Raw genomic sequence first — 19588 nt, 5'->3', positions numbered from 1 at the left:
GACTTCGGATAAAAAAACGGGCTTAAAAGTGCTCACCTTCTTCTTTGGTGGCTCGCCCCAACAGGGTACGGGCAGCTTCGAGCACATCTTTATTGCAGTAGAGTATTTGATAGATTTGCTCGGTGATAGGCATTTCAACGCCTGCACGCTCTGCCAGCGCACGAACTTCTTTGGTATTACGGTATCCTTCCACCACCTGACCGATGCGCTCCTGTGCTTCATCCACACTCACGCCCTGCCCCATCATCATGCCGAAACGGCGGTTACGGGACTGGTTGTCAGTACAGGTCAGCACGAGGTCACCCAGACCGGCCATTCCCATAAAGGTAGACGGATCTGCGCCTAATGCCACACCCAGGCGGGTCATTTCTGCCAGGCCACGGGTGATAAGTGCTGTTCGCGCATTGGCACCGAACCCCATTCCGTCAGAGATCCCCGCACCAATCGCAATGACGTTTTTCACGGCACCGCCGAGCTGGATCCCGATAAAATCCGGGTTTTTATAAACGCGGAAGCTTTTGCCGCAGTGGAAAAGCTGCTGAACCTCATCCGCAAAGGCAGGCTCTGTCGCTGCGACAGCAATCGCCGTCGGCAGTCCGGCAGCCAGCTCTTTGGCAAAAGAGGGACCGGAGATCATGGCCAGCGGAATTTTATCCCCGAGGACTTCACGTACCACTTCACCCAGCAGACGCCCGGTTTCCGCTTCCAGACCTTTGGTCGCCCAGATAATCCGGGCATCAGGCCGCAGCAGCGGTTTGACACGTTTGAGCACATCCCCGAACACATGGCTCGGCACCACCAGCAGAATATTACGGCTGGCCGCGAGGGCTTTTTCAAGGGAGGCTTCAGGGATCAGGGTATCCGGGAACGGGACATCCGGCAGAAATGCCTGATTGGCACGATCAGCCTCAAGCTGACGGATATGTTTCGGGTCATGCCCCCACAGCACCACACGGTGCCCGTTACGGGCCAGTGTGATCGCTAAAGCGGTGCCGTATGAACCGGCACCGAGTACAGTCATAGAAGCGTCTGTCATTATGCTTCCTGTGTACCTTCCTGCGCAGCCTGCTGTTGTTCCTGCTGCTGCAGATAGTTCATGAACAGTGCATCGAAGTTAACCGGTGCCAGGTTCAGCTGAGGGAATGTGCCGCGGCCGACCAGACCTGCGATGCACTCACGGGCATACGGGAACAGGATATTCGGGCAGTATGCACCCAGGCAGTGTGCCAGCTGAGGACCTTCCAGACCGCCGATGGTGAAAATACCGGCCTGCTGAACTTCACACAGGAATGCGGTTTCTTCGCCCATAGTCGCTGTCACAGTGACGCGCAGAACGATTTCATAAACGTCATCAGCCAGTTTGGTTGAGCCGGTGTCCAGATCCATCTTCACTTCCGGCTGCCACTCCTGCTGGAAAACGGCAGGTGCATTCGGCGCTTCAAAAGAAATATCTTTGGTGTAAACGCGCTGAATGTTGAAAGACATTTCTGTGTTTTGTTGTTCTGACATAGTGTTACCTTTTGATATCCATATAAAGAGTGTGAGTTACAAAGGGGATGTTCCAATCATCCTTTGCCGGATTACTTTTTGCTGCGGGAAAGCGGTAAGTTATCACCGGTCCAGCCGGAGAGGCCGTCTTTCAGCACAAATACACGTTCAAAACCGGCTTTGAGCAGGCTTTCAGCCGGTTTGACCAGCTCCATACCGTTGGCGGAAACCAGGATAACAGGACGGTTTTTGTGTTTTTCCACTTCACCGAGGTTGTTGTCTTTAATTTCTGACGGCGTCAGATTGACCGCGTCAATGATATGACCACGGCGGAAATCGTCCCGGGTACGGGTATCCACGACAATCGCTTCTTCTTTATTAATCAGTGTGATAGCGGTAGAACGCGGAATTGTTTTCACTTTTGAAAACAGTCCTTTGACAGTCAGTACGATGACTGAGATCAGTAACGCGACCCATACAAGGCTGATAATAGGGTGCTTACTGACAAATGGCATAATTTCTTGCAGCATGGGGGACAATAACTCCCGTTGGTTAATAACAAAGATCAAAGGGCAGAAGTATACCTGTGTGCCGGTTCAAATACAGCCGGTCTTGCCCGGGTTATGGCTGTTTTCATCGTAATTTTGCGGCGCATGCCGCGAAAATTCATTTTTCCGACAGACAGAGGGGTTAATTTACCATTGATTCACGGCTAAGGTAAAAAACAAACGCAACAAATTCGCGGTGAATCTCCGCCGCCGGATTGTCCCGAAGTGTAAATCCCGGATAACAGGACTGGTAACGCTTTAAATGGCATGGAATAATTGCAGTTTAGAATAGTTAAATACGATCGTTTCTTTGGCGTAACGGCAGGGTCAGATAAATTGGCGCATAAGCACGTTTTCCGCACGCATTCCCGCCGGGTGTCCCCCGGTGTCCGCACATTACTGGCAGCTCTGCTGTTGCCGGTCTCTTTTGCTGTTTCTGCCGCCAATACAACCACCGCCGATGCCAGCAAGAATGAGCTGAAAAATCTCCAGCTGAATATCGCGGAGAAAGAAAAGAGCGTCAAAGAGCAGCAGGGAAAACGTGCAAATCTGTTAACCCAGCTGAAAAATCAGGAAAAGGATATCGCCGCTGCCGGTCGTGAACTCTATTCCACACAGAAAACCCTGAAACAGCTCGACAGTGAAATCACGACTCTCAGCGCAGAAATCAAACAGCTGGATGCGAAGCAGAAAGCCCAGCGGGCGCTGCTGTCAAAACAACTGGACGCCGCATTCCGCCAGGGGCGTCATCAGGGTATTGAACTGATTTTCAAGGGTGAGGAAGGCCAGCGCGATGAGCGGATCCTTGCCTATTACACCTATATCGGTGCCGCACGGGAAAAAACCATTGCAGAGCTGGAAGAGACCACTCAGCAGTTACACGCCCGCCGCCAGACTGAGCAACAAAAACGTGCAGAGCATAAAAGCCTGCTCGGCAAACAGCAGACTGAAAAGAAAAAGCTGGATCGTGCCCAGACCGCCCGGAAATCCACCCTGACTGAGCTGGAGCGCTCGCTGAAAGCCGATCAGAAAGATTTGCTGGTGATGCGGGAGAACGAAAGCCAGCTGCGTAACAAGATAGCCAAAGCGGAGCGCGAAGCCAAAGCCCGTGCGGAACGCGAAGCCCGTGAAGCCGCCCGTATCCGCGAGAAACAGGCGCAGGCGAAGAAAAAAGGTTCCACCTATACCCCGACTCAGGACGAGCGCTCGCTGATGTCCCGCACCGGGGGACTGGGCCGTCCGGCCGGTCAGGCTATCTGGCCGGTTCGTGGTCCGCTGCTGCACCGGTTCGGTGACAGTATCTCCGGCGAACTGCGCTGGAAAGGCATGGTAATCGGCGCGCCGGAAGGCACACAGGTAAAAGCAGTGGCAGATGGCCGGGTCCTGCTGGCAGACTGGCTGCAGGGTTATGGTCTGATGGTGGTGGTCGAGCACGGTAAAGGGGATATGAGCCTTTACGGCTATAACCAGAGCGCACTGGTGAATGTGGGTGATCAGGTGAAAGCCGGTCAGCCGATTGCACTGGTGGGCAGCAGCGGGGGCCAGGAAAGACCGGGCCTCTATTTTGAAATCCGGCGCCAGGGACGGACGGTTAACCCGCAGCCCTGGCTGGGGAGATAGCACACAGTGACTTACCGGCAGAAAACCAAAAATATCGTACTGACTTCGTTACTTTTTATCACTTCGTCACTGATAACGTTTTCTGCCGCTGCAGCGCAGCTCGCCATTGTGATCGATGATTTCGGTTACCGCAAACAGGATGATAACCGCATCCTGGAACTGCCGCCGCAGGTCTCCATTGCTATCCTGCCGAATTCCCCGTTCGGCAAAGAAATGGCAGAAAAAGCACACCGCCAGGGCCGTGAAATTCTTATCCATATGCCGATGGCACCGATCAGCAAACAGCCACTGGAGCGCGACACTCTGCGCCCGTCCATGAGTGCCGCAGAAATTGATACCCTGATTAAAGCTGCGATTGCCCGGGTGCCGTATGCCACCGGCATGAATAACCATATGGGCAGCGCGATGACCTCTGATCTGACCGCCATGCAGCATGTGATGGCGTCTCTCTCCGGCTCCGGTTTTTATTTCCTCGACAGTGTGACCATCGGCAGCACCAAAGCGACACAGGCTGCACAGGGAACACCGGTTCGCGTACTGCGCCGCCAGGTTTTTCTGGATAATGTGCAGACAGAGGAAGAGACGCGCAAGCAACTGAACCGGGCTGTTGCTCTGGCACGCAAACAGGGGTCGGTGATCGCTATCGGGCACCCGCATCCGTCGACGGTCCGCGCACTGCATAAACTCATCCCGCAACTGCCGCCGGATATTGAGCTGGTATCGCCGGGATATATGCTGACGCATGCCGGTAAACCATCTGCCGTGAAACCGCAGCCGGAGAAACCGGTCGTGCCGGTCAAACCGGTGGTGAATGAAAAACCGTGGCTGACACCAATGACTGAGCAGTGTGAGGGTAAAGCAGAAATCGGCGGGGAGTTCTACACCAACTATATCAATCTGCTGACGGAAGCACTCCTGAGAGATCAGATGAACGGCAAAGTGGCGGAAGTCCTGTTATCCGTCCGCATGGCGCTACCGCAGCCGGATACCGCGCCGCCTGCGGCAAAAGAGTCAGTCAGCACTGACCTGAAGGCCGCGGAAAAAGTACCGGCTGAACCGGCGGCAGAGACTCAGCGATAGCAGGACCGGGATAACCAGCCCGGCCGACAGTATGATCAGATTATCACCGGCGGAACATCACACCGGTGACAGCACGGCTTATCCACAGTGTCAGAGCGACACAAACCGCAGTTATAATCCATAACTCAGTCTCCCCGAAGTGCCGGAAACTGTTGGTGAGTAATACCATATAAACCGTTCCGGCGGTGATCGCCGCCATAACCAGAATACTGAGCACGGTACTGAGCAGAACGGAAATTACCAGCGGCCTGATCTGCAATATTCCGCCTGCCACCGGGAACCGCTGACGGACAGCAATAAAAACAATACCGCACGAAATCAGCAGACCCGCCGCGGTGGTATACGCATTATCAGACAGCGGTGCCGGTATGCCGCCGGGGAGATGTGGTGTTATCACCGCCGTCAGAAATAACGCAATCATCCACATCAGATACACCATCCCGCAACTGAACAACAGTGCGTAAATATCCGGAGTTTTTCCGTCCGGGATAACTGCAGGATGGCTGACTTTAAGATAATATTTCGCCACCAGACGGGTCGCGATACCCAGTAATACAAATGAGATCAGGTACAGGCCAATATCTGCGGTTTTGACCAGCAGAATAACGTCAGCAAACTCCGCTTTCTCCGCAATCATTGTCGCCATCAGATGACTGAGCCATTCCGCTTTGAGGCTGCCGAGGATCATGTTTGCTGTATACAGAAAGAGAGTAAGACCGATAACTGCCAGAATAGTTTTACGATTCAGTTGTGTTATCCGGTAATGATAAAAAAATAATGATGTCAGAGTAAAAAGCCCGGTCAGCTGAATCAGCTGAAAAGCAAATACTTTTGACAAATAGGCCGCTAATGATAATTCAGGATAGCGGACACTGACATCCGGGTAAGAAACCAGGATCAGCGAACCACTCAGAATAAGTGCATAGGCCAGTACAAATAATAGCGGTAACCGGAAAACAGTGGTCGGGTTCATGCATATTCCTTTAAAGTCCGGAGACCGTGTCCGGCCGGATAACATAATAAGATAACGTAATAAATAGTGTTCACGGTATAACAGATCATCAGCGGAAAACAACCCGGTAACACGGGAGATCTTCCTGCCGCCGCAATTTTTTCATCCACGTCTGCCACCCTTCAATGCTATGATAAAAGCAGTGATTTTTTCATTTTCTTGAATGAACCGAACAGAGGAATGCGTGATGATTATTGTCACCGGCGGTGCCGGATTTATCGGCAGCAATATTGTAAAAGCACTGAATGATGACGGTTACACTGATATTTTAGTCGTGGATAACCTGAAAGACGGCACCAAATTTGTCAATCTGGTCGATCTGAATATCGCCGATTACATGGATAAAGAAGATTTTATCGCCGGTATTGTGGCCGGGGATGATTTCGGGGAAGTCGAAGCAGTATTCCATGAAGGTGCCTGCTCATCCACCACCGAGTGGGACGGCAAGTACATGATGGATAATAACTATCAGTACTCCAAAGAACTGCTGCATTATTGTCTGGATCGTCAGATCCCGTTCCTGTATGCCTCTTCTGCCGCCACTTACGGCGGGCGCAGTGATAACTTTATTGAAGATCGGCAGTACGAAAAACCATTAAATGTGTATGGTTATTCCAAGTTCCTGTTTGATCAGTATGTCCGTGAAATTCTGCCGGAAGCAGAGTCCCAGATCTGCGGTTTCCGTTATTTCAACGTCTACGGCCCGCGTGAAGGCCACAAAGGCAGCATGGCGAGTGTCGCTTTCCATCTGAATAATCAGATTTTAAACGGCGAAAACCCGAAATTATTCTCCGGCAGTGAAAACTTCCTGCGCGATTTCATCTATGTGGGTGATGTGGCGGATGTAAACCTGTGGTTCTGGAAAAATGCCAAATCCGGTATTTTCAACTGCGGTACCGGCCGCGCGGAATCTTTCCAGGCTGTCGCCGATGCCGTGACCGGTTTCCACAGCGAACGCCAGTGCGCGCTCGATTACATCCCGTTCCCGGAAAAACTGAAAGGCCGCTATCAGGCATATACCCAAGCTGACCTGACCAATCTGCGTGCAGCGGGCTACCCGGGTAAGTTCAAAACGGTCGCCGAAGGTGTCCGTGAATATATGGCTTGGTTAAATCAGGGGAATTAATTAAACGCACATGAAAATTCTGGTGATCGGGCCGTCGTGGGTCGGTGACATGATGATGTCACAAAGCCTTTACCGTACCCTGAAAACACGTTATCCGCAGGCAACGATTGATGTGATGGCACCCGCGTGGTGCCGTCCGCTGCTGGCAAAAATGCCGGAAGTGGATGAGGCTGTCGCTATGCCGATCGGCCACGGTGCACTGGCACTCGGTGAGCGCCGCCGTCTCGGTCATTCCCTGCGTGATAATAAGTATGATCGTGCTTATGTGCTGCCGAACTCGTTAAAATCGGCACTGGTGCCGTTTTTTGCGAAAATCCCTGTGCGCACCGGCTGGCTGGGCGAAATGCGTTACGGCCTGCTCAACGATCACCGGAAACTCGACAAAGCCGCTTTTCCGCTGATGGTGCAGCGTTATGTTGCCCTCGCGTATGATAAAGCGGATGTCCCTGCCGCCGCCGCTCTGCCGCAGCCCCTGCTGTGGCCGAAGCTGGTGGTGCGTGATGAGGATATTGCCGAGAGCATGGCTGCGTTTAATATCAGTGATCACCGCCCGGTCGTCGGTTTTTGTCCGGGGGCCGAATTTGGCCCGGCCAAACGCTGGCCGCATTATCACTACGGTGAATTAGCGAAGAAACTGATTGATGAGCGTGATTTTCAGATAGTCCTGTTCGGCTCAGAAAAAGATCACGCTGCCGGTGAGGAAATCCTCGCCATGCTCAGTGATGAGCAACGCGAAAACTGTCTGAACCTGGCCGGAAAAACCTCACTGGAACAGGCGGTGAATCTGATCGCCGGTTGTCATGCCATTATCACCAATGATTCCGGTCTGATGCATGTGGCTGCCGCACTGGATCGCCCGCTGGTCGCCTTATACGGCCCGAGCAGCCCGGATTTCACGCCGCCGCTGTCAGAGAAAGCCCGCGTTATCCGCCTGATCACCGGTTATCATAAAGTCCGCAAAGGGGATGCCCATGAGGGCTACCATCAGAGCCTGATTGATATTCAGCCGGAGCAGGTTCTGTCTGAACTGGATGATTTGCTGAAGAGTTCCCCGCCATGCGCCGTGTGTTAATCGTCAAAACCTCGTCGATGGGGGATGTGCTGCATACCCTGCCCGCACTGACCGATGCCGTGCAGGTATTCCCGGCTCTCACCTTTGACTGGGTAGTTGAAGAGGGTTTTGCCCAGATCCCGGGCTGGCACTCTGCTGTTGATCGCGTCATTCCGGTTGCTATCCGCCGCTGGCGGAAAAACTGGTTCCGCCGCGATATCCGTGATGAACGCCGCCGGTTCCGCGACGCTGTTCAGTCACAGACCTATGATGCGGTGATTGATGCACAGGGGCTGATTAAAAGTGCCCTGCTGGTTACCCGGCTGGCACGCGGCCGCAAACACGGCTACGACCGGCACAGTATCCGCGAGCCGCTGGCGAGCTTTTTCTATGATGAGAAACACGCTGTCAGCAAAACACAGCATGCTGTTGAGCGGATCCGTCAGCTTTTTGCCCTGAGCCTCGGCTATGAAAAACCGCAGACACAGGGTGATTACGCGATTGCCGCCCATTTTCTGAATAACCGTGCGGTATCGCCGGATGCCGTGCCGTATCTGGTCTGTCTCCACGCCACCACCCGTGATACCAAACACTGGCCGGAATCACACTGGCGGGCGCTGTTTGCCCAGTTGGCTGATACTGATCTGCATGTCCGCCTGCCGTGGGGTGCACCGCATGAACAGGAACGGGCACTGCGTCTGGCGGAAGGATTCACCCATGTGCATGTACTGCCGAAATTATCACTGGCGGATGTGGCGGCAGAAATTGCCGGTGCGGAAGGGGTGATTTCAGTCGATACCGGGCTGAGCCACCTGACGGCCGCGCTGGATAAACCCAATATCACCCTGTACGGCCCGACGGACCCGGGGCTGATCGGTGGTTACGGTAAGGGGCAGTTTGCCCTGACATCAAAGGACGGGGATTTATCCTCTGTCAGTGCGGATGATGTGCTCGCCGCCATGGCAGAGCACATGCCGCGTTAAGATTATGATGCGTGACGCTGTGCGAGTTTGCGCTGATAAAACTCCGCCAGCGTCATCCCTTCCGCCCGCTGGGCGATATACGCAAACAGTTGCTCCAGATCATCATACAGTGCATCAATCGCCGCCTCATCCCTGAATGTCGGGCTGCCGCCCGGCATAAATTCGGATGAATGCAGCATAAATTCAATGTGAGAGTTTCCCTGCGCCAGACAGGCATCCACCACCTGCTGCATCTGTGCCAGATTCCCGCCTTTCGGCCGCAGCCAGTTCACGGACGGCGAGCGTTTTTTGCCGCGTAACTTATCATAAAACTGTTTCAGGCCGTTCATCAGCGGGGAATGGCGGAACTGTACGCTCATCGGTACCTGTAACAGCGCTGAATCCCCGGGACGGCGGATATCATTCAGATCCATAAAATACGCTTCAGACGGAAAATTCAGGTAATTGGTGCCGCCGTTACCGATGGGTGCCGGTGCTCCCGGAGTATATGCCCAGTTCACCCGTGGTGTCACAGAGCAGTCTGTCTGATAACCAAATTCTGCCAGCAAACGGGCATATTTTTCATTGAATGCCCAGCGGCCCGCGCGGTGGCTGAGCATTTTAGTCTGTAATTTATCTTCCAGCAGCGATGTCATGACGTTAACTTTTTCTTTCATCACATCATCAGGGTATTCAATCAGGTAAGGCTGGAAGCGATCATCGTCTGACGTCAGTGCCTTCAGCGGCGGGCTGTTCCAGGCATGCAGATGCATGCCGATCTCCCCGGTCTGCCGGGCAATCACATCCTGCGCAAATTCAATATAGGCATCATCCGTTGCCATTTCATAGTTGGTCAGCCAGACCGGCTTAAAGCTGTATTTCTCGCACAATGCCTGAAAGCGCGGTAAAAACCGGGTATTCTGCGTGGTGATCACCGGACCGGATTCCCAGAGGTTATCCCCTTCCGTATCAAGGGTAATGATAAAAGCGGGTTTCGCCATAGTTGTGCTCCTCACGCGTGTGTTGACGGGACTGGCTGAATTAAATCACAGTACTGGCTGACAATCGTCTGCTGCTCAAATTTCTGATACATCTCAGGGGTGATCACCGGCGGGTGTTCATAAACCAGACGGATTTTTTCCGCCAGACTCACCGGTGTCATATCTGAAAGATACGCTGCCAGTTCGCCGGTCATGATCTCGCCGATTCCTCCCGGGCAATGGGTACTGACCACCGGTGTGCCGCAGATCAGTGATTCGATCAGAACAGAAGAAAGTCCTTCACTGTCAGAGCTTAATACCACAGCTTTCGCACCTCGGATAATCGGCATCGGTTTTGACTGAAAACCGATAAATTCCACTCTCTCTTCCAGCCCCAGTTCAGCTACCTGGTTTTTCAGTGTTTGTGTGGCAGACTGGCTGCCCTGTCCCGCCAGCAGCAGTTTGCACGGCAGATTAGCCAGTGCAAACGCGGTCAGTAACCGATCCTGCCGTTTCACCTCATGAAAACGCCCGAGGTGAACCATGTAATCCTGCCCCTGGTACGGGTTATCTTTCTGCGACTGGTACTGAATATCCGCAACATCAAACGGGTTATAAATGGTCATGCACTGCTGCGGCGTCACGCCTACGTTTTCACACAGATCCCGGCACACCGCACCGGAGACGCCAATAATATTCCGTCCGTTATACACCCGGCGGATTTTTTCCTGTTTCAGACGGCGGCGAAGGCCGGTTTTATTGCCGAGATAACTGGCTGAAAACATGCCGTGGAGGCAGAACCAGACATTCAGCCCGGTCAGTGCCTGTGATGCGGCGACAATACGGTCAGTTTTATGCAGATTGGACACCACCAGTACCGGTTTACCTTTGCGGGCAAACAGATCAGATAAGAAAGCATCCATTTTTCCGGCACGGCGCCGGATTTCAGTCTGGCGGTGGAACAAGCCACGGTAAGTATCCGCAGAGACCTGATAATCCACCCCTTCCGGGATATCATAATCGCGGGTATTGCTGAGAGATAACAGAGTGACATCATAACCGGTCAGAACCAGCCCGTGGCTCAGGCTCAGCACCACCCGTTCAGCACCGCCGCCCGGTAAACCGTCAATAATAAATAAAATATGCTGTTTCATTATGCCAGGACCCGCCCGTAGAGATCGATAAGCTGCTGTGATAACGCCGCCGGTGTATAAGGTAAAACCCGCTGCCGTGCACATTCAGACATCCGGCTGCTCAGGTGATCACAGGGCAGTTGCGAGACCGCCTCTGCCAGACCGCCAATATCCAGCGCATCACAGACAAAACCCTCTTCACCCTGTGAGATAAATTCCGCCCCGCCGCAGGTGGTACTGGTGATCACCGGCAGTGCGCAGGCCATCGCCTCGGGTACCACATTCGGGAACGGATCATACAGTGTCGGCAGCAGCAGCCCGTCACTCATCTGATAAAACGGCAGTGTCTGTTTCTGCATACCCGCAAAACGGATGCGATCCGCACAACCCAGGGATGCTGCCAGCTGTCGATATTTTTTTTCTGCCTTATCCTGACCGACCACCAGCAGATACGCATCATTGCGGCTGACCGCCATAATCGCCGCCGCCAGTCCTTTGCGTTCAAACCCGGAACCGACATACACCAGACATTTTGCCGCCGCCGGGATCTGATAAGTCTGCCGGAGCGCGAGACGCTCTGATTCCGGCAGCGGATGGAACTTTTCAGAATCAATCCCGTTATAGATGACGGTTATTTGCGACTCTGACAAACCAAAGTCTTCCATCACCTCTTTTTTTACCATTTCCGAATTACAAATCACCTGCTTAAAGTGCGGATCATGGTACATCTCCTGCTCCGCCTTCATCACATAACGGTGGTACGGCGAGGCAAACAACAGTTTTGCCCGCCAGGCGGGCAGTACCCGCGCCCGCTGTAACAGCCAGCGGCGGTGCACACCGTCCCCGGCCCGGAAAATATCACAGCCGGCAATGCGTTCATGGCTCTGAACAATATCAAATTTTTCATTCTGCCAGCAGGCACGGGCAGCGTTGGCAAATCCCCGCTCACGGCTGATCCGTCCCCATTTCGGCGGATTCACCACATGAATATGCCAGCCGGGAGCCGCAGCACCCTGCCAGGAACGGGTGATAACATTCAGCTCCAGATTCCGGTTATCCAGTGCTTCCAGCGCCCGGGATACAAAACGCTCCGCGCCGCCGTCCGGGCGGTATTTCTGACGAACAATCGCCAGACGCATATTTTTCATAAATATCTCCGTGCCGCGGTAATCACTGCGTCTGCCGGAATCGGACTCAGGTAACGTTCGTCCGTCCTTGTGTCCACGTCATCCGGGTCCGGCTGTTCCCCGTAATCCGATGCTTTAATAATTTCACCGGTTGCCTGCCACGGCGACCAGAACACCAGTTTCGTCGGGCCGAACAGAGCCACCATCGGCGTTTGCAGGGCGGCAGCCATGTGCATCGGCACAGAATCCACACCGATAAACAGTTTTGCACGATCAATCAGTGCCGCGAGCTGCGGCAACGTCAGTTCTCCGGCAACGGACACAATTTTTCCGCCGGCAACAGCCTGCTGACAGGGCGCAAGAATAGATTCAATCATCGCTTTTTCGCGCGGATCCGGCCCGCTGCTGAGCACAATCTGGTGCCCGTCATCCGCCAGTGTGCGGATAACCTCACTCATCTTGTCGTCATCCCAGCATTTATAGAACCAGCGGGATGTCGGCTGTACCACAATATAGTCACCGGTCACCTGTTTGCGCTGCAAAAGCTGTTCAGTCTTCTGCCGGTCTTCCTCTGAACAGGCCATGGTGACATGGTTATCAGTCACCGGCAGATTCAGCGGGGTTAATCCGTTAAGATTCTGCTCCACCGTATGCATGGTCAGTTCCTGTGAGGTATCTGCCAGCAGGGTGTAACATTTTTTCCAGAAAATACTCTGCCGTTTCCGCAGATCCAGCCCGATACGGATACGGGCACCGGTGAAACGGGTCACAATCGCGCTGTACCACTGATCAGCCAGATTCACCACGAGGTCATAACGGCGGCGGCGCAGTGATTTCAGTAAATGCCACTCATGCCCGATACGTTTGCAGGTTCCCTCTTTACGCCAGGCTCTGTCCATGGCAAAAATATGGCTGATGCCGGGATGGCGGCTGAGCATCGGTGCTGTTTCCTGATACAGCAGGACATCAACCTCAGCATCCGGGTAATTCGCTTTCAGAGTATTAATCACCGGCGTTATCAGCAGCATATCGCCGTGATGACGGAGTTTTATTACTAAAATACGCTGTACCGGCGCTGATGCTGTTTGCATAAGAGTTCCATTTGGGTCAGACAGAAATCAGGGAATAAGGTGTATCAATCTCTGAGGCACAGATTACCACAAATCGTTCCCGGCAGTATTAACAGATAGCGCAGTGTGTTGTGCCGGGCAGCGGGGATCCCGCCGTCAGCGACGCCGGGTTTATGCTTTTTAATGCGCTATTCGTGTTAGTTTTATGCTACTATTGCCGCAATCTTATCTGCGAAACTGATAAAATGTTACTGCGTGTATACCAGGTTCTGCTTTACCTGATCCAACCTCTTATCTGGTTACGTCTGTTATGGCGCAGCCGCCGCTCCCCGGCCTACCGCAGACGCTGGGGCGAACGTTATGGTTTCTGTAAAGGAAAAACCGGCACCGGCGGTATCATCCTGCACTCGGTTTCTGTCGGCGAAACACTCGCCGCAGTGCCGCTGGTCCGAGCATTGCGCCACCATTATCCGACGTTACCTATCACTGTCACCACTATGACACCGACCGGCTCAGAGCGGGTTTTATCAGCATTAGGTGATGATGTTTATCACGTCTATCTGCCTTACGACTTGCCGGGGTCAATGAAACGGTTTTTCAATACTGTTCAGCCGAAACTGGTGATCGTGATGGAAACCGAACTGTGGCCAAACATGATAACCGAGCTGCACCGCCGGAAAATTCCGCTGGTGATCGCCAATGCCCGCCTGTCAGCGCGCTCGGCCGCCGGTTATAAGAAAGCAGGCAGTTTCGTAAAAACCATCCTGAACCGGATCACCCTGGTGGCCGCGCAGAATCAGGAAGACGGGGAACGCTTTATTGAGCTCGGCCTGCGCCGCCAGCAACTGCATGTGACCGGCAGCCTGAAGTTCGATATTTCTGTCACACCGGAACTGGCCGCCAAAGCCGTCACACTGCGCCGTCAGTGGGCTGCCCGCCGTCCGGTCTGGATCGCAACCAGCACTCATGAAGGCGAAGAGGAAATTATCCTCAGTGCCCATAAAACCCTGCTGAACCACTTTCCGAACCTGCTGCTGATCCTGGTGCCGCGCCATCCGGAACGGTTTGCCAAAGCAAGGGAACTGACCGAAAAAGCCGGTCTGACCTACGTCATGCGCAGCAGCAACACGATTCCTTCACCGGAAACACAGGTGGTGGTCGGGGACACTATGGGTGAACTGATGCTGCTGTACGGACTGGCGGATATCGCGTTTGTCGGCGGCAGCCTGGTTGAGCGCGGCGGACATAATCCGCTGGAAGCTGCCGCACACGCCCTGCCGGTACTGATGGGGCCGCACACCTTCAACTTCAAAAATATCTGTGGCAAATTACAGCAGGCCGATGCCCTGCTGACAGTCACCGATGAACAGAGTCTGAGTGACGCCGTCAGTAATCTGCTCAATGATGAGGATTACCGGCTGTACTGCGGACGGCATGCCGCTGAGGTACTTCATGAAAATCAGGGCGCACTGCACCGTCTGATGCAGTTGCTCGGGCCGTATCTGCCACCGCGGAGCCACTGATGACAGATAAAAAACGTCTCTCCGTTGTGATGATCAGTAAAAACAATGCCGATGTTATCGGTGATTGCCTGAACTCCGTTCAGGGACTGGCGGATGAAATCATTGTGCTCGATTCCGGCAGTCAGGACGACACACTGACCATCGCCTGCAATGCCGGAGCTCAGGTATATGAAAACCGGGAGTGGCCGGGATTCGGCCGCCAGCGGCAGATTGCCCAGCAGTATGCCACCGGGGATTATATCCTGATGCTCGATACTGATGAGCGGGTCACGCCGGAGCTGAAACAATCCATTGAGCAGGTACTTGCCGCGCCGCAGAAAAATACAGTATATCGTTTTGCCCGCCGTAATCTGTTCCTGGGGCGTTTTATGAAACACAGCGGCTGGTATCCGGATCATGTCCTGCGGTTATATCCGCGTGAGCAATATCAGTACAACAGTAATGCAGTTCATGAATCTCTGGAGACACAGGGCGCCAATGTCATCACACTGAAAGGGGATGTCTTGCACCTGACCTGCCGCGATTTACCGGAGTTTCAGCAAAAGCAGTTGCGCTATGCTGCTGACTGGGCAAAAGCCCGTCATCTGGCCGGTAAACGCTGCTCTTTCCTCTCTGTTCTGACTCACACCGCCGGTGCGTTCTGCAAAACCTGGCTGCTGAGAGCCGGATTCCTGGATGGCAGACAGGGGCTTATCCTTGCATTTGTGAACGCACAATATACCTTTAATAAATACGCCACTTTGTGGTCCGTCAGTAACAACGATGAGTCAGCATCATGAAAACACGCGCAATCTATCCCGGCACTTTTGACCCGATTACCTGCGGACATATCGATATTCTTGAGCGCGCCTCAAAAATGTTTGATCACATCCTGCTGGCGATCGCCAACAGCAGCCGTAAAAATCCGATGTTTACCCTCGATGAGCGGGTTGCGCTGGCCAAAGACGTGTGTTCTCACATCCCGAATGTGGAAGTGCTGGGGTTTTCTGAGCTGATGGCAAATTTTGCCAAAAAGCAAAATGCCAATGTGCTGATCCGGGGTGTCCGGTCTGTTGCTGACTTTGAATATGAATGGCAGCTGGCAAATATGAACCGCCATTTTGCGCAGGATCTCGAGAGTGTTTTCCTCCTGCCGTCGCAAAATCTCTCTTTTGTTTCTTCATCCCTGATTAAAGACGTGGCCCTGCACGACGGCGATGTCTCTGCATTTCTGCCGGAGTCCGTCGCACAGGCGATGATGCAAAAACTCGGTAAGGCGTAATCAGTGCTGACAGGCGGGGCAGAAAAACGTGCTCCGCTGACCGACTTTCACCACTTCAATCTTCTGCCCGCAGTTCGCACAGCACTCTCCCTGTTTTCCGTACACAAACAGTTCCTGGGCAAAATAACCGGGTTTTCCGTCCGACTGTAAAAAATCTTTCAGCGTGGTACCGCCCTGTCTGATGGATTCCGTCAGTACCTGCTTTATGGTGGCAACCAGGCGGGCAACCTCATCTTCAGTCAGATCTTTGGCAGGACGCAGCGGATGAATGCGGGATAAAAAGAGGGATTCATTGGCATAAATATTTCCCACACCCACTACAATTTTATTATCCATCAGCCAGCTTTTGACCGGTGTGTTTCGTTTGCGGGATTTGGCGAACAGATACGCGGCATCGAAATCATCACTCAGCGGCTCCGGCCCCAAATTCGCCAGTACCGGACAGGTTGCCAGATCATCTGCCCACAACCAGGCACCAAAACGGCGCGGGTCGGTATAGCGCAGAATTTTACCGTCACCGAGCACCATATCCACATGGTCGTGTTTCTCTTCCGGCGTTTCTTCCAAAAGAATACGTAAACTGCCGGACATTCCCAGATGAATGATAATCCACCCTTCCGGCAACTCAATCAGCAGATATTTCGCACGGCGCTGCACACTGAGCACCGGCCGGTCACTCAGGCGCTCAATCTGCTCTGACACCGGCCAGCGCAGCCGCCGGTTCCGGACTTCAACATAACGCACTGTATTACCGACCAGATGCGGCTCAATGCCGCGCCGGCTGGTTTCGACCTCGGGTAATTCCGGCACAGATACCTCCTCAGCGATCAATCGGCAGCGGCTGTTCTGCGGTATCTTCTTTACCGCCGGTCACCAGGGCCACTGCAATACACAGGAGATAAACAGTAATACTCTCACGACTGAAGAACAAGACATCTGTCAGACCATAACCGGCCAGGCATAATGTAATCATTATCAGCAATACGTTCTTATTACGAATACCGGCATACAACAGAGAGAGATAAATCAGCACCAGCAGCACACCACCGATAACCCCCTGCAATGACAACACCTCAATCAGTTCACTGTGCAGATGTATCGTCAGGTAGACAGTGATTGAATCACTGATTGCACCGGCAGCTATTTTTTCTGAAATAAAATCATTACGGGCCTGAAAAGATTCCCCCATCGGGGCATGCTTAAACGCAGATAACCCTGCATACCACATGGTATAACGGTCACCCAGCGATCCCCCCGGCTTTGTCACATCATAACCCTGAGTTTCAGTGATTGCCTCATTAATACGGGATTTATATAAAAACTCATATGATGTACCGGCAAAAATTAGCAGAAGTACCACAACCATGCTTATTTTTTTTATATTCAGGCTCTTCCGGAAAACAATGACAGTATAAAAAACTGAAAGCAGAAGATAAATAGCTATTGCGGCACGGGTTTGTGTCAGAATAATAATCGCATTTGAAACAATCAGATTAGTAAAAAATAATGAAATATTCAGTTTATTTTTCACCCGCGAACAAAAATGAAGGCTGACAAAAAATATCGCACTGATAAAGTATGCAGTTACTGTTGCCCGGTTTGTATCCAGCTCAACTCTGTCTTTATGCAAAACAAAGATATCATAAAGCGCATACAATAAAATATAGAGCGGTAATACCTTAATGACAGATGAAATATATTTGTTACTGAAAAAACACTTCAACTCATTTTTTAATAAAATACAAACACAAAAAATAAATGCTCCGAGTATGATTCTCGATGCTGTGGGAGAGTAGTTTTTATAAATACTCAACCCGTCATCATTCATCAGAAATGACCAGGCAACCCGGGAAATACCAAACAACAGGAACGATACTGCAACAAGCAACACAGCACGGTCACGGAAAAGTGACATTTTTTTGAAAAAGACCAGCCAGAGTGTCACGATAACAGATAAATAACTCAGTATAAAATAAGAGTCCCGTGACAAGGTATCCACGAAAGAAGCAATAACCATTGAGAAAGTCATCAGCATACCAATGAGAATTGGTAATGTTCTGCTTGTGAACATTTAAAAAACTCCTGCTGATTTTATTTTTAAAAACATAATTTTCCTGCTTAATCTTACTTTAGAGCTGAACAGAAAGCGGAATATTTTAATATTATTAAACCGATCCATAACAAAATGGGGAAGCTTACGTTTATTATTTCTTGATAAATAATCAGAACATACTTTAACGAACAACCCTTCAAACATCACTTTTTCATTTTTATTTTTTACAAAGAAGCTTTCCATTGATAAAACAATTTGCAGGAAAAGAACGGTTTTATTCATACTTTTCTCTGTGGATAAGCTGCCGCGATGTTTATAGTAGCAATAAATCTGAGTATCTGTGATCAGAATATTCTGAGCAGCGCAAATAACATTTGCTGTAATAACCACATCTTCATAGCAATAAATTTCAGGGAACATATCATCTGTCAGGATATCCCTGCGGATAAACCGGCCGAGTAAATGACCTTTTACCGTCTTATGTTCCAGATAGAGTTCTTTTAACCTGTCCTGAGTGATTGATACTACAGGTTTATCCTCAATTTCTAATACCGGATTACGATCATGATGTTCATCCAGACGGGTTATCAGCAGATCAAACGGATGCTCCCGCATAATGTCCATAACCCGGCTCAGTGCACCATTTTTCAGCATATCATCACTGTCTAACGCTGTGATATATTCGCCGCGGGATAATGAATATGCATAATGGCGGACTTTCCCGACATTAGAAAAGTTAACTGTTTCAACGACTTTAATAAAGTTTCGTGGCTGATAATGGTTGATAAGATCCAGCGATTTATCGGTGGAGCCATCATTAATAATGATCGCTTCAACATGCTCCGGAGAACCATTCTCATTCAGGGCATTATCCAGACTCTCTAACGCGGCCAGGATTGATGACTCCGCATTATGTACTGCAATCATGACCGAAATAACCGGGTTACTCATATCATATTCCAACATTCGTTTTTATCTGCGAAGTAAACTGATTCAGATTCTGGCTGTCACTGGCACGCCAACTCAGTAATCATATAAAAACTATATAAAAATAATAAATAAATCAGCCGTTATAGTTGTATGTTCTGATAAAACAATAGTACCCGTAAATGATACAACAATCTGAATATTTTAATACTCTTACAATCAGTATTTAAGATAAGTATCCGATTTATCTGCCATTTTATCTCCAATTAACGTTTGAAAAGATATCGTTTTATATAAAAACACCAATAATTTATAAAATAGCAATATATTATATCAACTAACTCAGCGAGTGAAAACAGATGACAATATTACCCTCTGTCAATCAAGCGTTCACCTGTAAACAGGCAATAAAAAACCCGGCCGAGGCCGGGTTTTTTCAATCAGGAAGCAGAAATTACTTAATTTTTGCTTCTTTGTACATTACATGCTTACGAACAACCGGATCGAATTTTTTCATTTCCAGTTTTTCAGGCATAGTACGTTTGTTCTTCGTAGTGGTATAGAAGTGACCTGTACCTTCAGAAGAAACCAGTTTGATCTTTTCGCGAATACCTTTAGCCATTTTTC

The 19588-nt window shown here is 51.2% G+C and carries 20 protein-coding genes; 8 read left to right on the top strand and 12 right to left on the bottom strand.

All coding sequences use genetic code 11. The features are described 5' to 3' along the window. Positions 1-22: 22 nt before the first annotated feature. From gpsA to HMPREF3119_RS06695, 3 genes are all read right to left on the bottom strand, one after another. Positions 23-1036 carry an NAD(P)H-dependent glycerol-3-phosphate dehydrogenase gene (gene gpsA / locus HMPREF3119_RS06705; RefSeq protein WP_070579088.1) on the bottom strand — a complete coding sequence of 338 codons (1014 nt, stop codon included), beginning with the start codon at positions 1034-1036 and terminating at the stop codon, positions 23-25. Further along, positions 1036-1509: a protein-export chaperone SecB gene (gene secB / locus HMPREF3119_RS06700; RefSeq protein ID WP_070579085.1), complete on the bottom strand. Its 474-nt coding sequence runs from the start codon at positions 1507-1509 to the stop codon at positions 1036-1038. Before secB ends, gpsA begins: the two co-directional genes overlap by 1 nt. Positions 1510-1580: 71 nt before the next feature. Next, positions 1581-2018, bottom strand: coding sequence for a rhodanese-like domain-containing protein (locus HMPREF3119_RS06695; RefSeq protein WP_070579082.1), 438 nt, complete (start codon positions 2016-2018; stop codon positions 1581-1583). A gap of 354 nt (positions 2019-2372) precedes the next feature. Here HMPREF3119_RS06695 and envC point away from each other — a divergent pair, with 354 nt between their 5' ends. Then, positions 2373-3656, top strand: a complete 1284-nt coding sequence (gene envC / locus HMPREF3119_RS06690; RefSeq protein ID WP_015422380.1) for a murein hydrolase activator EnvC — start codon at positions 2373-2375, stop codon at positions 3654-3656. Positions 3657-3662: 6 nt separating this feature from the next. Beyond that, positions 3663-4736, top strand: coding sequence for a divergent polysaccharide deacetylase family protein (locus tag HMPREF3119_RS06685; protein ID WP_070579079.1), 1074 nt, complete (start codon positions 3663-3665; stop codon positions 4734-4736). A gap of 43 nt (positions 4737-4779) precedes the next feature. Here the strand turns inward: HMPREF3119_RS06685 and HMPREF3119_RS06680 are convergent, their stop codons facing one another. Beyond that, a complete protein-coding gene (locus HMPREF3119_RS06680; protein WP_246829251.1) occupies positions 4780-5709 on the bottom strand; it encodes a hypothetical protein in 930 nt (309 codons plus the stop codon). A 226-nt stretch (positions 5710-5935) separates the two neighbouring features. Here HMPREF3119_RS06680 and rfaD point away from each other — a divergent pair, with 226 nt between their 5' ends. From rfaD to rfaC, 3 genes are read left to right on the top strand one after another with little or no spacing between them, the layout of a single operon-like run. Continuing rightward, positions 5936-6874, top strand: a complete 939-nt coding sequence (rfaD, locus tag HMPREF3119_RS06675; RefSeq protein ID WP_070579073.1) for an ADP-glyceromanno-heptose 6-epimerase — start codon at positions 5936-5938, stop codon at positions 6872-6874. Positions 6875-6884: 10 nt separating this feature from the next. Then, the gene (gene rfaF, locus HMPREF3119_RS06670) at positions 6885-7946 is read left to right on the top strand and encodes an ADP-heptose--LPS heptosyltransferase RfaF (RefSeq protein WP_004236651.1); all 1062 of its coding nucleotides are present in this window, start codon (positions 6885-6887) and stop codon (positions 7944-7946) included. After that, positions 7931-8908, top strand: a complete 978-nt coding sequence (rfaC, locus tag HMPREF3119_RS06665; protein WP_004236652.1) for a lipopolysaccharide heptosyltransferase RfaC — start codon at positions 7931-7933, stop codon at positions 8906-8908. The genes rfaF and rfaC overlap by 16 nt, the downstream gene beginning before the upstream one ends. A gap of 2 nt (positions 8909-8910) precedes the next feature. Here the strand turns inward: rfaC and HMPREF3119_RS06660 are convergent, their stop codons facing one another. From HMPREF3119_RS06660 to rfaQ, 4 genes are read right to left on the bottom strand one after another with little or no spacing between them, the layout of a single operon-like run. Continuing rightward, positions 8911-9888 (bottom strand): polysaccharide deacetylase family protein, encoded by a 978-nt coding sequence (locus HMPREF3119_RS06660; protein WP_004236653.1) that lies wholly within the window; start codon positions 9886-9888, stop codon positions 8911-8913. A gap of 11 nt (positions 9889-9899) precedes the next feature. Next, positions 9900-11021 carry a glycosyltransferase gene (locus tag HMPREF3119_RS06655; RefSeq protein ID WP_070579070.1) on the bottom strand — a complete coding sequence of 374 codons (1122 nt, stop codon included), beginning with the start codon at positions 11019-11021 and terminating at the stop codon, positions 9900-9902. Further along, positions 11021-12148, bottom strand: a complete 1128-nt coding sequence (locus tag HMPREF3119_RS06650) for a glycosyltransferase family 4 protein (RefSeq protein WP_004236655.1) — start codon at positions 12146-12148, stop codon at positions 11021-11023. Before HMPREF3119_RS06650 ends, HMPREF3119_RS06655 begins: the two co-directional genes overlap by 1 nt. Next, positions 12145-13218, bottom strand: a complete 1074-nt coding sequence (gene rfaQ / locus HMPREF3119_RS06645) for a putative lipopolysaccharide heptosyltransferase III (RefSeq protein WP_070579067.1) — start codon at positions 13216-13218, stop codon at positions 12145-12147. The genes HMPREF3119_RS06650 and rfaQ overlap by 4 nt, the downstream gene beginning before the upstream one ends. Positions 13219-13442: 224 nt before the next feature. Between rfaQ and waaA the strand changes: the two genes are divergently transcribed. Genes waaA through coaD form a run of 3 tightly spaced genes read left to right on the top strand, consistent with a single transcriptional unit; the run spans position 13443 to position 15981 of the window. Then, the gene (gene waaA, locus HMPREF3119_RS06640) at positions 13443-14720 is read left to right on the top strand and encodes a lipid IV(A) 3-deoxy-D-manno-octulosonic acid transferase (protein ID WP_032098072.1); all 1278 of its coding nucleotides are present in this window, start codon (positions 13443-13445) and stop codon (positions 14718-14720) included. Next, positions 14720-15499, top strand: a complete 780-nt coding sequence (locus HMPREF3119_RS06635; RefSeq protein ID WP_064483682.1) for a glycosyltransferase family 2 protein — start codon at positions 14720-14722, stop codon at positions 15497-15499. The genes waaA and HMPREF3119_RS06635 overlap by 1 nt, the downstream gene beginning before the upstream one ends. After that, positions 15496-15981, top strand: a complete 486-nt coding sequence (gene coaD, locus HMPREF3119_RS06630) for a pantetheine-phosphate adenylyltransferase (RefSeq protein WP_004240132.1) — start codon at positions 15496-15498, stop codon at positions 15979-15981. Before HMPREF3119_RS06635 ends, coaD begins: the two co-directional genes overlap by 4 nt. Here coaD and mutM read toward each other — a convergent pair whose 3' ends face one another. The 4 genes from mutM to rpmG all read right to left on the bottom strand — a co-directional run bounded on the left by mutM (position 15982) and on the right by rpmG (position 19583). Then, complete coding sequence (mutM, locus tag HMPREF3119_RS06625; RefSeq protein WP_036417443.1) at positions 15982-16791, bottom strand: bifunctional DNA-formamidopyrimidine glycosylase/DNA-(apurinic or apyrimidinic site) lyase; 810 nt, start codon at positions 16789-16791, stop codon at positions 15982-15984. A gap of 10 nt (positions 16792-16801) precedes the next feature. Further along, positions 16802-17809, bottom strand: coding sequence for an O-antigen ligase family protein (locus tag HMPREF3119_RS06620; protein ID WP_225310097.1), 1008 nt, complete (start codon positions 17807-17809; stop codon positions 16802-16804). 243 nt (positions 17810-18052) lie between these two features. Further along, complete coding sequence (locus HMPREF3119_RS06615) at positions 18053-18985, bottom strand: glycosyltransferase family 2 protein (RefSeq protein WP_228342867.1); 933 nt, start codon at positions 18983-18985, stop codon at positions 18053-18055. Positions 18986-19415: 430 nt separating this feature from the next. Next, positions 19416-19583 (bottom strand): 50S ribosomal protein L33, encoded by a 168-nt coding sequence (gene rpmG / locus HMPREF3119_RS06610; RefSeq protein WP_004236665.1) that lies wholly within the window; start codon positions 19581-19583, stop codon positions 19416-19418. Positions 19584-19588: the final 5 nt, after the last annotated feature.

Origin of the sequence: Morganella sp. HMSC11D09 (genome assembly GCF_001807955.1) — a bacterium.
GTDB classification, from domain to species: Bacteria; Pseudomonadota; Gammaproteobacteria; order Enterobacterales; family Enterobacteriaceae; genus Morganella; species Morganella morganii.
This window is presented reverse-complemented; position numbering and strand designations above follow the sequence as displayed.

Coding starts and splice junctions, on each gene's coding strand:
- HMPREF3119_RS06635 (WP_064483682.1), top strand. CDS start 14,720: ATGACAGATAAAAAACGTCTCTCCGTTGTGATGATCAGTAAAAACAAT.
- rfaC (WP_004236652.1), top strand. CDS start 7,931: ATGCGCCGTGTGTTAATCGTCAAAACCTCGTCGATGGGGGATGTGCTG.
- waaA (WP_032098072.1), top strand. CDS start 13,443: ATGTTACTGCGTGTATACCAGGTTCTGCTTTACCTGATCCAACCTCTT.
- coaD (WP_004240132.1), top strand. CDS start 15,496: ATGAAAACACGCGCAATCTATCCCGGCACTTTTGACCCGATTACCTGC.
- secB (WP_070579085.1), bottom strand. CDS start 1,509: ATGTCAGAACAACAAAACACAGAAATGTCTTTCAACATTCAGCGCGTT.
- HMPREF3119_RS06615 (WP_228342867.1), bottom strand. CDS start 18,985: ATGAGTAACCCGGTTATTTCGGTCATGATTGCAGTACATAATGCGGAG.
- rfaF (WP_004236651.1), top strand. CDS start 6,885: ATGAAAATTCTGGTGATCGGGCCGTCGTGGGTCGGTGACATGATGATG.
- rfaD (WP_070579073.1), top strand. CDS start 5,936: ATGATTATTGTCACCGGCGGTGCCGGATTTATCGGCAGCAATATTGTA.
- HMPREF3119_RS06620 (WP_225310097.1), bottom strand. CDS start 17,809: ATGAATGATGACGGGTTGAGTATTTATAAAAACTACTCTCCCACAGCA.
- HMPREF3119_RS06650 (WP_004236655.1), bottom strand. CDS start 12,148: ATGAAAAATATGCGTCTGGCGATTGTTCGTCAGAAATACCGCCCGGAC.
- rfaQ (WP_070579067.1), bottom strand. CDS start 13,218: ATGCAAACAGCATCAGCGCCGGTACAGCGTATTTTAGTAATAAAACTC.
- HMPREF3119_RS06680 (WP_246829251.1), bottom strand. CDS start 5,709: ATGAACCCGACCACTGTTTTCCGGTTACCGCTATTATTTGTACTGGCC.
- HMPREF3119_RS06660 (WP_004236653.1), bottom strand. CDS start 9,888: ATGGCGAAACCCGCTTTTATCATTACCCTTGATACGGAAGGGGATAAC.
- HMPREF3119_RS06695 (WP_070579082.1), bottom strand. CDS start 2,018: ATGCTGCAAGAAATTATGCCATTTGTCAGTAAGCACCCTATTATCAGC.
- rpmG (WP_004236665.1), bottom strand. CDS start 19,583: ATGGCTAAAGGTATTCGCGAAAAGATCAAACTGGTTTCTTCTGAAGGT.
- gpsA (WP_070579088.1), bottom strand. CDS start 1,036: ATGACAGACGCTTCTATGACTGTACTCGGTGCCGGTTCATACGGCACC.
- HMPREF3119_RS06655 (WP_070579070.1), bottom strand. CDS start 11,021: ATGAAACAGCATATTTTATTTATTATTGACGGTTTACCGGGCGGCGGT.